Genomic DNA, 14319 nt, shown 5'->3' on the forward strand with positions numbered 1-14319 from the left:
GATCCATTCTCGCAGGCATCCCGAAGGTCACGAATTCGGCAAGTTCGGTCGTAGTTGCCGATAACACCTTTCTCGGGAATGACGGTTTCACCAATACCTAGCCCCGTATTGTCAACGCTGCGTAGGCCGAGGTGAGCATATCGCGATATTCAAACAATTGCTCGTCGAACGGCCATTGCCTCTTCGCGAAGTGGGCCAAGGCGGGTCTGTTCGAGTGCATCGCGATAGAACATGTTGTATGTGTCGAAGGGTATGAGACGTTCACCGTCCGGGTGGGCAATGTGGATGCAGGTCTTCTTGATCGATCGGAGATCGAAGGTTTGAGCATCGATGAACTGGACGATGAGGATGCGGAACAGATTGTCGTATCCGAGGTTCTTGGGCGCGAGAACCTGTGGGAGGCAGCAGAGAAGTTCGCGTAGAGTGTTGGCTTGCGATTGGGGGGAGTGGTTGGTCGAGAAGAGCTTGAAGATTTGATTGCGTAGGTCAGGGCTGCGTTCAATGCTGGCGCGGACGGCGGGATCCTGCTCGTAGATGATCGTATTGCGACCGCCATTGATGAGGACGTCGGGCGAGACGAGGCCGGTAAGAGGGACGACCTTTCCAGCGAGCTTCAAGGCGTATCCCATCGCGAGGGAATCGGGATGGCAGGGGACGGGAATGAGGTCTTCGGGCTTGAAGTGGGTGGTCTGGTTGAGGATGAGACGGCGAACTTCGGATAGTGTGAGGCGGTGGGCGTCGCTGGTGTAATTGACGAGGCGTCCGGCCTGTTGAACGTGTTGGAAGGTGACGCCGCGCACACAGGGGTGTTGCAGAGCGAACTCGACGATGGAGCCGAGTTCGTCGTCGTTGACGCCGCGTTCCACTGTGGCCACCAGCGTTGTCGAGATGCCGAGTTTATTCAGTCGCTCGAGTGCACGCTCGCGGATGTTGCGCAGGTCGGCTCCGCGCAGCTGTATGAGGGGTTCGCGACGAAGAGAGTCGAACTGAAGGTATAGCTCGAAGCTTGGCATGTAGGTTGCGAGGCGCTCGGCAAATGCCTCATCCTGCGCGATGCGGATGCCGTTGGTGTTGACCATGAGGTGGCGGATGGGTCGACGCTTGGCTGCGTCCAGAACTTCGAAGAATTGGGGGTGGAGGGTGGGTTCGCCGCCCGATATCTGCACGATGTCAGGTTGCGCTTCGTTCGCGACGATGCAGTCTAGCATGCGCTCGATCTGGTCGAGAGGCTTGAACTCGGTACGGTGGGTTCCGGACTGCGCGTAGCAGATGGGGCAGGAAAGATTGCAGGCGTCGCAGATTTCCAGGAGCGAAAGGCAGGAGTGTTGCTCGTGGTCGGGGCAGAGGCCGCAGTCGTAGGGGCGACCGAAGTTGATGGGAGTGTTGTAGCGGTCGGGCATCTCGGGGGGTTTGATGAAGACTTCGCGACAGCGCCCGATAGTAGTCCACATCGTCCGAAATCAAGACCCGCTCGAAGCCATGGCTGGGGCAACGCTTGAGCATGAAGGTTAGAGCCCAGAATTTCGTAAATACACGTGTCCAATCGGCATAGCAAAGACGTCAGAGTGCGCAGAATGGTATGTCGCGCCTTGCGGCGGCCAACTATGGCGTCAATGATCGACGAATCAACCCCCTTGTTCTAGTATTTGTTCAGTACGCGTCCGCGCGGAATCCACCCTGGAATGAGGAAATAGTACTTCGCTCTTGCGATTATTTCTGATGCCTCCATCCGCTAGAACCCCGCCTTGTACTGTACCCCTGTGGAGCGCCGGATACAGTGGCCCTGACCAATCATCAATGCATCCTTCGATACCTGCTGGATGCGTTGGGGCTACGCCCCATCAATGCGTAGGCTCAAGGGCAAGAGTCCGTGAGACAAACAAGTTTAGCGTTCTTGAAGTAGGTCATTAGATGGCTGCATGTTCCCCTCGTCGAATGTTCGGGGGGAAGAATAATGAGTGCTCACCCTCAAAGCTGATCGCTGCCGCGACCCGGCCCTATAAAAGCCGCTAGAGGCGCTATCCAAATCTGATCGCCACAAGCCGACCGATTCAGCTCATGACTTCATTGACACGCCAACCCATAGGCAGCATCAACCACAGCATTTTGGCGAGATCTATCAAGGTCACCTAAGGAATTGGCCAAAGCCTTCCAAGCGCCACCCTCCTTCCGCATCGCGTATATGCGATCGGCTCCACTAGCAAATCGAGAGGTCAGGAGATGGTCACATTCTGCTTGTCTGGTTTCGCTAGGCAAATCCCCACGAATACCAAGAGGTTGTTGGGGTTCGGCTGTCTTTTGTCCCTCCGGGATCAACCCAAGTTCGCGAAATGCAACAAAAGACCGAGCTTCTGCAGGGCTGTAGCCTGCATTTGTCCAGTCGGCTATCTGGTGCTGTATGGAAGGGGTGAGCCAACCGTGAGAGCGAGCCCCCAAACCGATGAATACAGCCATTGGACACGCAAGACCGAAAGACGCAATTCTCAAGACCTTGGTGCCTTCAGTTGTTTGGGAAGAAAGTCCAAAGAAGGTAGCAACCAGCGCGACCAGTGATGAGACCACGATCGCCACCACCGGAGCGGTGGACATCCCGACAAGGATCCCGACCGCCGCGCCGAGTCCGACCCCTGCGAAAATCTCTTGAATGCTTCGCATCGCTTCTCCTACTGATTGAGCGCATCGAAGTCAAAGTGCCATCCGCGCGTGAACCGAGGTAAAGCAAACCGTTCGTCGGGACCTTGCGAAGTATCTTACAACACACATGAGGACTTCCGGAACTACTCAATCCGCTGCGAATTATCTGCTCAGCATTTGACAGAGCCTGCTGAATGTCGGATCATACCGGCATTCTTGCTTATAACAAGCGGAATGCCAGTGGGCTCGTAATGGATGATGCAGGAGCATCGCCATGTCCAGCAACTTGCTTTCATCGGGGCTATCTCTCTTCCTAATCGCAGGATTGGCCGGTTGTAGCGGAACCTCCCCTGTACAGCCACAGCCCTCAATCACTGTGAGCCTGACTGCGCCTACAACCACCGTGCAGGCAGGCAGGAGTGTTCAGCTTACGGCGAGCGTAAGCAATGCCAGCAATACTACCGTTATCTGGGAAGTGAACGGGATTTCCGGGGGAAACTCCACTCTGGGAACAATTACAACTTCAGGCCTCTACACTGCTCCACTGGAGCAGCCGAACCCGGCAACCGTCGTGGTTCTGGCTGCCGCGGCCGCGGATACATCCGCCTCCGCAGTCGTAAACTTTACCATAGGACCTCCTGTAGCGGTAGCGATCACCCCGAAAGCGGTAACTGTTCTAACAGGGAGCACCTTTGCATTCACTTCCACTGTAGACAATGCCTCAGACAAGTCGGTGAGTTGGTTCGTGAATGGAATCAAAGGAGGGAATTCAACGTTCGGAACTATTTCGATTCTGGGTTTGTATACTGCTCCCCCGACATCACCGGCCTCATCCACTGTAAGTGTCACGGCAGTATCGAACACGGACCCTGATAGGTCTGATACGGCCTCCGTCACCATCGCCTTTCCGCCCGCGATAGTTGTAAGCGTGACGCCGTCAAACAGCGCCTTGCAGACTGGCACCAGTGAACAGTTCAGCGCCACAGTGGTAAACGCCAGTACCACCGCGGTGATCTGGAAGGTGGCAGGCGTGACTGGTGGCGATGGGACCGTCGGGCATATCTCGGCCTCCGGATTCTACTCAGCTCCCAGCGTCGTACCGGACCCCGCGACAGTGGTCATATCCGCAGTCTCGCAGGCGGATCAAACGGTGAGCGGAACCGCCACGGTAACTCTTTCACTTGCTCCGCCGCCCGTCTCCGTTACTGTCTCCCCCAAGACGGCCAATGTCCAGGTCGGCAGGACACAGCAGTTCAACGCCACCGTCGATCACGCCAGCGATACGTCTGTATCCTGGCAGGTCAACGACGTCCCAGGAGGCAACTCAACCGTGGGAACTATTTCGAATCTTGGCGTATATACGGGTCCGTCTGCTGTGCCTACTCCCTCGACGGTTCAGATCAAGGCTGTATCGAACCAGGATTCCTCCATGTCCGACCTAGCTTCCGTGACTATCCAGCCTGATATCTCGGTGAGCGTGACCCCGAGCACGACAAATCTTATCCTGGGGCAGAGTCAACAGTTTACCGCGAACGTAAGCAACAGCAGCAATCAGAGTGTCACCTGGAGCATCGCCGGAGCAAATTGTTCAGGCGCCGGTTGCGGAGTGATTACGACGGGTGGCAATTACACGGCGCCCGGATCCATACCGACACCAAATCCCTTCGTGACTGTCACAGCAACGTCCTCAGTCAACCCGTCGGTATTCGGCGTTGCGACAGTGAAAATCACCCCTGTGCCCACTCCAACGGTCCAGATCTCCGGTGCCAGCCACGTCGCGCTCAACACTCAGTACATCTACACTGCTACGGTTTCGCTCGACTTGATGAACCAAGGCGTTACTTGGTCGCTGGTTTGTCTTCAGGACAGTGAAGGCATACCAGACTGCGCAAACATTGATGATAGCGGCACACACGGAGATAACGACATGGATAACTTCACACTAGCTCCCAATACTTCCAATATCGCACTTACAATCGTCCTACAGACACCCAATCCCACTGACACAGGAGAGAAATTCCTGTTACGTCTGACTGCAACGAGCGTCGCGACCGGAAGCGATGGAACCCACGGGATTGCGACTATTGACATATCTGCGCCTTAGATCAGTGTTGCTCCGCTCACTAGAACGTGTACGACAGCCCAAATAGTGGGACAGGTTTGGAATGAAGCCCTGCGTCATTGAGACGGAACAAGCCATTTGCGGTGATCAGGAAATTTCCGATCGGATTGAACTTGACGCCTGCGGCAAGGCTGGCCAAATTGATGGTGTCAAATGAAGTTAAAATATCAGCGTGGGTGTTCCCTCCAAAGTCTGTAAAAGTGCTTGTGGTGATCTTTGAGCCATGAAGCAACGTTCCACCAATGAAATCAGCCGATAGGCCAATTTTCTTGGAGACGGAACCGTCCGCGCCGACCGAGTAAGTTAGCAGGTTTGGCAGGTGCTCTTTGGTCACTGGCTGGCTTGTCACATCACCGGCGAGCACAGTAGAGCCGTTCCCTTGAATACCGATCGATGCATGCGGCGAGATCTTGCCTACTCGAGCACTGTATGTTGCGAATGGCCGGAAGCCCCAGGTTCCCGATCCCAGGAAGTTATTAGGATCGCCGGTGGGTATACGAAAATCCACTCCAAGTGCTACGGCGTACTTCTCTGCTTGTCGTGCGAGATATTTGGTACGCAGTGTGATGTCACCCATGCCGAAGGAATATCCGGTGTTGAAGAATTGACCATAAAACGGGCTAGCGGCGTTGGCGAATTTATGGTTGACGGGAGGTGCCTCGAAATTGAATATTGTCGCATTCGAACTAATGCCCATCCGCACATCAAGGATCGGGACGGCAAGCGATAAGTCGAGCCTATCTGTAATGCCATAAGTCCCTACCAGCGTTATCTGGTGCACCTTCAGATCTATTCGGTTCTGGGTGGCGATAACGTCTCTGGTGTAGATCGGCTCTCCGTCGAGGCAGTCGGTGGGATCGATGGAGCAGACCCCTGGTTCAGGCTCATGAGTAAACACCGCCCCGAAATTCTTTAAGTTCACACCGTCCGCTTTGTCAAAGTTAAAATACTGATAGCTAAGACTGACGAATATCTTGTTCCTGCCCAAGGTCTCAGCTCGATCCGTCAAGATCGGGCCAAAACTATTTGTCGGTGTGACCACACCACCCGAAAAGATGAAGCCAGCGACTGGAGCAGCAATTGGGAGTTGGCTAAGTTGTACACCGATTTCTGCGTTGATCGGCCCGAAGCTCCTGACGCTGGAGGCCTGAAAGTGCACCTGATGGCCTTGAGTATCGTCCAGCGGACCGCCATTCGTCGCACCGACAAGTCCACCTGGTCCGTACACCTGCGGAACCAGACACACCAGGTCCCCTGATCTCGCGGGATTCGGGGTCAACACCTGCGTGGGGCACGGGCTAGCGCCCTGTCCTAAAGACGATACTGCCGCAGATGAAAACAGGATAAGTGCTACAAGTAAAATTGCGCCAAACTTTGTCATGTTCGTCTCCTCAATGAGATGGACTGTCTTGCTCGTGGAATACGCGGAATGCAAAGATGGACCTGGATGCCTGAAAACTACTTTGGTACTGGACCGCAAAAAGAATTCTTACTAAGAGAGACTTACTGAATTGAATCGATCGTCCAACTGCCTCCGCTTTCGGGTCCTCTCTTCAACTTCATTGTGGCTTTCTGCGAAGGGATCTTCTTGGTTCTGCCACCGGTTGTATAGCTGAGCTCTTCCAAGAAGTTGATGGTGGCGGTGTCCGCGCCCACCTGGGGAGAACCGACAACGGCGCAGTTTAGCGTTACTGATTTCGCTGTTTGGAAGAAGATCTGAAGGTTCTTAATGTTTTGGGGAGTTATGCTCGGCCAGAGCTTACGCAATGCCGTCAAGTCTTCAGTCTCATAGGCACTTCGATACTGCTCCAGAACTTCCCTGACATCCTGTCCGCTCGGAGTGGAACGCGAAACGTCGGCGCTTGAATTTCCACCATCTGCAATCATCGTCGTAAGTACCGAACAACATAGCTCAATTGGTTGGCTATGACTTGGTTGTCTGAAGAACACGAAATCGCCACCATCATGATCGGAATTGACGATTGCGCTGTACTGTGGAGTTTGTCGAGAGCGTCCGGCGACTCTCACTACCACTCTTTGAAACAGTGAGGCGGCGGTGAACTGGGCGCCGTCCATCTCACGCAGACTCTGCAAGATCACTGCAGCGAAGATGGAATGACCATCAGGCCCACCATCAGCAACTGGTTCATTCCCGCCGCTTGCCATTATGTTTCGGGACTTGATTCTTTGTAGTTTGGCCAGATAGTATCCACGTTCCTGTGGCTTGATATCGGCGTTGATATCGGTGAAGTCGATCCCTCCGCGTAAGAGGGCTCCTGAATAACAACTGTCGGCAATAATCAGAACATGAAGAGATTTTATGACACGGAGCTCCGCGGTGATGTCTTCCGAACTGACCCAATTCGCATTGTTCCCAGCCTGAGCATCCACTGGAAGCCAGTAAGCCACCTTGGCCTCGGAATCGTTATTTCCGTGACCCGCGTAGTAGATGAGTAGGTTAGAGTTGATCGGAAGCTTGTCGCGGTAAGTGGCGAGCGCATCGAGGATATTGGCCCGTGAGGCGTTCAGTAACAGCGTTGTGCCAAACCCATATTGCTCGCGGAGCAAGTGCGCGAGCGCCTGAGCGTCATTCGATGCTGTCTGGAGTTTCGGAAGGAACTGGTAATTGTCATTGCCAATTATCAGTGCGTAGTAAGGGCCAATGGGTCCTGTTTGCAAAGTCTGCGGACTGACGTCCTGTACCCCACGCTGGCTTCTCTGCAGAATCAGCATGGCAGCAGTAGCATTGCCATCTGGAAACAGGAGGACTGTAATCGCGACTAGTATCCACAACCTAATACGACGCATGGGGTGCGCCTCCACTTCGAACCACTTGCTGCGGATTGCCTCCGCAGATCGAGCTCCCCAATATAGTGAAATGCTTTTGAAACTGGGCCCAAAGCACCCCTACCAGGCAGAAGCAGCGCTCCGATCGGGAGCACACTTCCAGTCTCAGGGGCCATCAACCCCACGTCTCACCAATAGTACTCGCTGTACGGTGGTCCAAGTGCCTAGATCCAACGGTCTGCTCAGAAGTGGAGCAACACCCCGACTGACTCCACTGGAATCCATAAGGAGCTCCTGGAGTTCGTCCAGTTCGCCATTATCCTGAGACCCGCCTCGAATCCGTCCCTGTGTTATCGGAGTCAGGTCGATCGGCTTCTGACTCGCGAATACTTTTAAAACGTCGGTTGCGCTGGAGCGGCCTTTAGGGACGAATGTCTTGAAGGATCTGAAAAGGGTTAGGTGTGACTTCAAGACCTCATCCGCCCCCTGTTGGCTCGGATAGGCGACGGTGATGCTTCCGTCACTTGATAAGTCCAGTATGGCAACGTAGAGGTCCTTCTCGGAGTCATTCGTGAATGTAGAATCGATTGCTTCGCCCTCAAGAACTTCCATGTCCGGCGTTCCCGTTTGCGCCATCGGGTTCCGCGTGTGGCTGCCCCGGATGCTGAAGCTGACGCTGATTGCCGATTGAGTATTGTTGATCGATAAAACATTGAACCACTTGGCCCAAGCTTCGAGCTGCCCGACCACCCTATCTACGGCGGAGCTATCGTTCACCGTCACGGAGGACAAGATGGAAGAATCTGCCGCGAGCGTTTGCACGCTTTGCGCCGCCTGCCGTAGTTGCATGTTGCAGAGGGTAGGTCTGTCGACGATCTCGATGTACTTAATACTTCGCAGGGCGTCTCTGATCGCCTGTAACGTGAGGGATCGTTCAACGCCGTCGAGATAGATCCGTGCCCTGGAACTACTGTAGCGATGCTCTCGCTCCACGGCTCGCGACGCTGAAGCGATTCTGCCCCCCGCAAGAATGACCGCTTCCGAATTTAGGGCATCGACCGAGACAAGCTGCACCTTTGCAGTAGGCTGCTCTGGTGCGAACTGCTTGCTTCCTGGGGGATAAACGTCGTAGACAGACCCCGACGTAGCTCCTTGAACCTGTCCAATCCCGAGGATCACCCTCTTGGGATCAAGCAGCGATGGCGATGCCGTCACATAGACTCCAGCCAGGCTGCTGCCATCTCCAAAGATATGTTGATCGGCCTCCGCACCCTCTAGAGAAGGATGTTGTGCAGGATAATTTGCTGTGACACTGGCTGTCACGCTGTCCATCACGTCCCGATAAGTGGCTCCCGCACTCGCACTCCGGAGTTGACGAGCGAGGAAGTAGGTCAACGAGCCGTGATCCTTTCCTTCGCTGAAGTATTCGAACGCACCCTCGTTGGAAGTCGCAGCGGAAATGAAGGCAAATTTGAGAGATGTCCCGCCACCTTTAGGACTCAAACTGCGTTCGGTCGCCATCTTTTGGCTGGGTAAAATTCGCGAGTCTGCGGGAATTGACCGTACCCTCGCGCCCCGAACAAGAGTACCCGAGTGGCAGCTATCGAGAATAAACGTGAGATTTGTGGTCTTGGCCGCAAGCTGAACCAGAACCGCATGCAACTCGGCGCCACTGATATCGAATACTTTTCCCTCGGGGTCACGCGAGTCGTATGGCACAATCGTCTCGTCAAGGCCGTTGATCATCTTTCCTGTAGGGTCTTTCATCTGCGAGCCATGGCCGCTGTAGTGGAAAACCACTATGTCGCCCGCGTGAGTTTTGGCGATCAAGTGGTTTTGAATCGCATTCATGATCCCGGCGTGCGTTGCCTCGGAGTCTTTCAAAACGAGAATATTCTCGGGTAGGAACTCAAACTTGCCAATGAGAACCTGCCTTATATCTTCAACATCGTTGAGTGATCCCGCTAATCGCGGTATCCGGTCCGCATATTCATAGTTGTTAATCCCCACAAGAAGAGCAAGTTTCGTTGGAGTGCCTGCAGGAGAAGCCCCATGAGACTCGGCTGCGATTTCGGATCGCATCGTGTTTCCCGCCGCCTTCCCAAAAAAGGTACTGGATCCCAGTGCAGACAATACGAGCACCAAACATGCTAGAAGTACCAAGTCCAGCCTCTTCTTCATTGATTCCTCCCATGTCCAGTTCACCGTTCACGTAATCGACGGGCCGGGTGAAACCGTAACTGCCGGAACGCCGCCCACTCAACCAGAGACCGAGAGCAGAGGATCGCTTCATCAGTGCATGAAGTCTTCGGATCCGAACGGATTCGGTATTTTCTCAATGGAGAGCTTGTCTCCTCGTCGCGCCCTTGGGGGTGGAACGGCTGGTTTATTGTTCCGCATTGGGTGCTCCCTTTAGCTAAAACCTTGCAACCCACTTAACTGATATCGTGCCTCAACCACTCAAACGGAGATGTTGCCATGATGTACCGGATTTGCTGAGTGCCACAACAAGCTGATTTAGGAATGAGAACGATAAAGCAACCGAAAGTCCACCGGTCGGCGCGAACCAACTTTTCCAAACGTCCTGTTTCTTAGCATTGATATACAAACCCTTCAAAGCCTCACATAAATAGTGCGGTGAGCGGCCGCGTCGTTTCACCCATGTAGTCGAATCTTCGCTACTGGCAACATGAAATTATAAGTCTCTAGCGACGGGCAGGGCCTATTACAAAGCAGCGAGTTGCTCTCCGATGGCTCTCGGATTGCCGGCCACAAGGGAAGTAATTCGGTCGCAGAGGCTCACTTCCGAGTAACCAATCACTCTGCTTCGCTACCTCTTGGCTCCAATGCCAGCATCAGAAAACAAATTTTGCAAGAGATTTGCAAGAACGTTTGGGCATTCCGGCACTTTTGGCCTTTCCTGAACCTTTTAGAATCTGTAAGTTACAGATTCCATTAGCGGCGCGGGAGACCGATCCCGTCTCTGGCCACCACATTTCAAAGACTTACGACCCCTCAAAATCCATTCACGTTCCAAAACGTTCCAACCGCGCGGCGGAGTCGGTCAACTCTTTGCGCTTTGGAGGCGTTCCTACCCCTACGAGAGCTGAACCCCTAAATGCCAAATTCCCTCAACTCAAACCCCGCGTCTGTAGACTCGGACCTCCCCTTCTTCGGGGCTGCTCAAAGCCTCTAGGCCAAGCCCTTTGGTTTTCGGGTCTTCAAGATCGCGCTCGTGGCCGCCACGACCACCACAGCAGGCACCGTGACCATAACCAACCCCATAGACGGCTCGGCGCTTTACGGACCCATCGCGGTGACGGCTGGTCTGGCTGTCGGCGCATCCATCCTCAACGACAACATCCAGCAGATGCTTCAATGGAAAGATTTCAAGGTAACCGGCGTGACGGCAACAGGGACTCGTCTGTTCGTTTGGTACAGGACATAGATAAAGCCAGACCTGAAAGATCTGCGGGGGCGGTTGATCCCTGATATGTCTGCGATATGGCAGTAAATACGTTGGGTAATCCAAAGCTCTGCGGATGACGATAGAGGGTCATATGGATCAATCTACAGGGAAGGTTTTTCGAAGCTCCCCAATTGTGGGATACATTTGCGGCGTAAACCTAGATGTACTCGTGGTTTGCTACTATGAAAAGTAGTCCATACCACGAAAAAGGCATCGAATTCGGTCTGCTTGGAAAAAATGCAGTCGCGAGTGCGCTAGAAAGCGTCCAAGAGGGAAGTGGACTGACTGGCCCTGAAAGAGTACAAAAGGACAACCCAGTAGGGCAGCACAAACGGCACAGCAACGCCGTAATGGAGAAAGTAATGAACATGAATCTCACGCACGCGTTCGCCGGGCGAAGTGAGTCGTTGGCGTTCCTGACGCTATCGGGTAACGATCTGAACTGCATGCGGCAAACACGGGTTTCGCAAGACGTAACACGCAAGAGTGCGGCGCGTTACACTCCCACGCCGGTCTTGTCCTCACAGGAGGACAAAGCGCGTATTGCTCTCTGTCAGCTGATCGAAGAACTAGGAAAAAGCGGTAGTGCGGATGAATTCATTGCTCGTCGGGAGCGGTTGTTTCAGCGCTACGTTGATCTAATGCTCGGGCTGGGTAGGATTGCGCATGCCCTCAACGAAGGCATTGAATTGGTCAAGAAAATCAAAGAGCAGCTTTACGTTGCCGAGACTTTTTATGCCAACGCCGCGAAAGAATATTGCCCCCCCCATCTGAAAGATCAGGCTATTTTTTCACTCTGGGAACTCGGGAAAGTCGTAGATCTGGCTGATTTCATCAATTCCCGTCCACCTGTCCCCGAAAACAAACGCGAGGAAGATCAACGTTTCTCGGGAGTTTGCACAATTGAGCTTCTTTTTGGGCGTCTCCATCTAGATTGCCTCGCGTATGCTATTTCCGCGAAACGGGTTCTACCAGATGACATGCAGGAACTCCTCAACGAAGGCATGCGGCACTTTGTCAACGGGCATGTTGCTATTCGATTTGGGGCTCGTCTTCGTCAGGAAATCGTAGACGACTCACCCGTAGAGTTGATTCCTTTGGACGAGGAGGACCGCTTAGATTTCGCCTATTCGATGGCTGGTCGGGAAGACGAAGAATATTAATAATGGCCCCTGCCCGACCAGCCACTCCTCCTGCACTACCTCGCCTACAGCAAGGCTGGGTTTTCCGTGGAGAATCTCGAGACGCTAGCGGACATGAGCAGAAGTTCTATCGTCCGATGATCGTCGTATCTGCAAACCGTATCAACCATGGCGAACTCATCGTCTGCGTACCCCTCACATCAGAGAAGAGTAAGCATGCCAACAAGACAATCCCAGCTCACGACATTAGGATACCTGCAGCCCTAATTATTCCGGTTAGTACCGAGCCACCGATCCCACGAGACTCTATCGCTCTATGCGAACAGGTGACCTGCTGTGACCGTACACGGCTCGTTCAGCATTGGGCGACCCTGACGCCAGATGCTCTAGAAGCCGTGAAAATTGGCTTACAGAACGTCTTAGGATTTTAGCTGTTCTATTGTCGGCAGCCGCTCTTCCCAGTCGGCTCCATCGAAGTGAATCCTGGTCTCCAACCAGTTAGAAAAGCTGCCTCAGAATGCGGGTATTTTTTCATCGCTCGCCTTCCACACTGCTTTCGCTTATTATTCGCCTATGGGCGGTGAGCGAGGTACGACTGCGTCAAAACGGTTGGCAGGTGAGATTTGCTGCGCTTGCAAGAACTTCTTACCGCCTCCACATACGCGGGGAGAGCGGTACTGTGACAAGGGCAAGCCACCTCTGAAGCATGTTTATGCTGCCTTTGAGCGAAAGAGAGCGTGGCAAGTCGTCTTCTACGACAGCGCAACCCAACAGCGCCTCCGCACTGTGACGTTTCAAGATGACGAAAAGTTGGTGGAACTTGCCAAGCGAGGAGGCGCATTGCCAAACCTCGAATCGAAACAGATGATAGAAAACGCGATCAGCAACGGGAAGGGCGGGGTGTTTCTCAAGCTTTCACCTGAGCAATTCAACAAACTCTTAGGGAAAATCTGAACTGTGTCCGCTCGCGTAATGATTTTGAAACGGCCGCAGGACATGATCATCATCCGCGATGGTTTGCGCAAGGCCGCGAAGTTGACGTTCCAGGGCTCTATACGGCACGCCAGTTGGTAGAGTTGGGCTTCCGGAAATCTTTCGGAGACTGATTCTCACCTGGGGATGCCGAACCGCAATAATCCACAATCCGCATGTGAGGGACTAAGCAAGACCTGTGCGGAATCAAATAAATTTGACACCACTCTCCGCAATAATCGTAAAAACGTTGAAGAGATTTGTCAGCCCTAGAAGGTGTCGAATCTGCTTGCTCAGATGCATAAGCTCTAAACTGCAACCCGCCGACTTAGCCGATACATACAGGCGCGTAAGCGTTCCTAGACCGAGGCTGTCGGTGTGCTGAAGATCGGCGAGATCCAGTATTATTCGCTTCTTCGTTGGAATGAATCCATGAACGGTAGTGTAAAGAATGCCTTCGGAACCCGCGACGAGTCGACCGTGACAGATCACAAGGACAACGTCATTCCGATAATGCTTAGTCTCGGTTGTGAGCATGGGCGAAGCCGCAGCGGTCTCAGGCATTTTGGACAATCTCCTGGCGTGACACGGGCCGTGTCGAACCTAGAGATTATCGCATGTGCCAGTACAGTAAATTGAAATAGTGAGGTCGAATGGCAGCGAAGATCAAATTTACGAAGCAATACAAGCCAATGGGATTTGGTGACAGAGACGACCGTGGCTCGGTCGAGGCGCATGTGAGGGCAAAGGAGCACGCGAAAGAGATGCGTCAGTTGAAAACACGCATGAAGGAACTGGAGGCCGAAGACGCTCGGATGCGCGGAGGCATCTTAACCAGAGTGATGCGTTTCTTCTCCTCAAAGCATGGGACACGGTGATGGACCACAACAAACTCTTAGCTCTATGGAATACTGACGACTACCCGGCATGTCCTGAAGGCATGATGCTCGCTCAGGCATATCTCATCAGCTGCGGCGAAGGAGTTAATCGTTTAGGCACTGAGGAACCCTTAGACCGCATGAACGACATCCAAGTTTGCTACATGGCCCTGGTCGAGCACGGTGAAGGCTGTGATTTCTGCAACGAGGTCTAACGATGACAATTCCACTAGATGATAGCCAAGATCCAATGCCACCGGTCACTGTGGCGGTAAGCGATCCAATTGTGACCGGCGTCCATCCAGTGCCAGATGA

Annotated in this window: 12 protein-coding genes; 6 read left to right on the forward strand and 6 right to left on the reverse strand. The window is 53.5% G+C overall.

The features are described 5' to 3' along the window. Positions 1-149: 149 nt before the first annotated feature. Both HDF12_RS20915 and HDF12_RS20920 read right to left on the reverse strand, forming a co-directional pair. Complete coding sequence (locus HDF12_RS20915) at positions 150-1451, reverse strand: radical SAM protein (RefSeq protein WP_257025754.1); 1302 nt, start codon at positions 1449-1451, stop codon at positions 150-152. Between the two features lie 613 nt (positions 1452-2064). Continuing rightward, on the reverse strand, positions 2065-2655 hold the full coding sequence (locus tag HDF12_RS20920) for a hypothetical protein (protein ID WP_179586619.1): 591 nt from the start codon (positions 2653-2655) through the stop codon (positions 2065-2067). Between the two features lie 253 nt (positions 2656-2908). Between HDF12_RS20920 and HDF12_RS20925 the strand changes: the two genes are divergently transcribed. Then, positions 2909-4738: an immunoglobulin domain-containing protein gene (locus HDF12_RS20925; RefSeq protein ID WP_179586621.1), complete on the forward strand. Its 1830-nt coding sequence runs from the start codon at positions 2909-2911 to the stop codon at positions 4736-4738. 19 nt (positions 4739-4757) lie between these two features. On the opposite strand, the gene HDF12_RS20930 is transcribed toward HDF12_RS20925, so the two are convergent. The 3 genes from HDF12_RS20930 to HDF12_RS20940 form a co-directional block, all read right to left on the reverse strand. After that, positions 4758-6137: a transporter gene (locus HDF12_RS20930; RefSeq protein ID WP_179586623.1), complete on the reverse strand. Its 1380-nt coding sequence runs from the start codon at positions 6135-6137 to the stop codon at positions 4758-4760. A gap of 122 nt (positions 6138-6259) precedes the next feature. After that, complete coding sequence (locus HDF12_RS20935) at positions 6260-7564, reverse strand: caspase family protein (protein ID WP_179586625.1); 1305 nt, start codon at positions 7562-7564, stop codon at positions 6260-6262. Between the two features lie 144 nt (positions 7565-7708). Beyond that, complete coding sequence (locus tag HDF12_RS20940) at positions 7709-9625, reverse strand: caspase family protein (protein ID WP_179586627.1); 1917 nt, start codon at positions 9623-9625, stop codon at positions 7709-7711. Positions 9626-10808: 1183 nt separating this feature from the next. Between HDF12_RS20940 and HDF12_RS20945 the strand changes: the two genes are divergently transcribed. The 4 genes from HDF12_RS20945 (at position 10809) to HDF12_RS22075 (ending at position 13108) form a co-directional block, all read left to right on the forward strand. Beyond that, positions 10809-10991 carry a hypothetical protein gene (locus tag HDF12_RS20945; protein WP_179586629.1) on the forward strand — a complete coding sequence of 61 codons (183 nt, stop codon included), beginning with the start codon at positions 10809-10811 and terminating at the stop codon, positions 10989-10991. A gap of 383 nt (positions 10992-11374) precedes the next feature. Then, positions 11375-12175 (forward strand): hypothetical protein, encoded by an 801-nt coding sequence (locus HDF12_RS20950; protein WP_179586631.1) that lies wholly within the window; start codon positions 11375-11377, stop codon positions 12173-12175. A gap of 2 nt (positions 12176-12177) precedes the next feature. Further along, a complete protein-coding gene (locus tag HDF12_RS23005) occupies positions 12178-12585 on the forward strand; it encodes a type II toxin-antitoxin system PemK/MazF family toxin (protein WP_373563977.1) in 408 nt (135 codons plus the stop codon). A 382-nt stretch (positions 12586-12967) separates the two neighbouring features. Continuing rightward, entirely contained in the window at positions 12968-13108 is a 141-nt protein-coding gene (locus tag HDF12_RS22075; RefSeq protein ID WP_218892522.1) for a hypothetical protein, read from the forward strand. A gap of 225 nt (positions 13109-13333) precedes the next feature. Here the strand turns inward: HDF12_RS22075 and HDF12_RS20960 are convergent, their stop codons facing one another. After that, positions 13334-13690, reverse strand: a complete 357-nt coding sequence (locus HDF12_RS20960) for an STAS domain-containing protein (protein WP_179586635.1) — start codon at positions 13688-13690, stop codon at positions 13334-13336. Between the two features lie 89 nt (positions 13691-13779). Between HDF12_RS20960 and HDF12_RS20965 the strand changes: the two genes are divergently transcribed. Beyond that, entirely contained in the window at positions 13780-14004 is a 225-nt protein-coding gene (locus tag HDF12_RS20965) for a hypothetical protein (RefSeq protein ID WP_179586637.1), read from the forward strand. The last annotated feature ends 315 nt before the right edge of the window (positions 14005-14319 follow it).

Source organism: Tunturiibacter gelidiferens, assembly GCF_013410115.1.
GTDB classification, from domain to species: Bacteria; Acidobacteriota; Terriglobia; order Terriglobales; family Acidobacteriaceae; genus Edaphobacter; species Edaphobacter gelidiferens.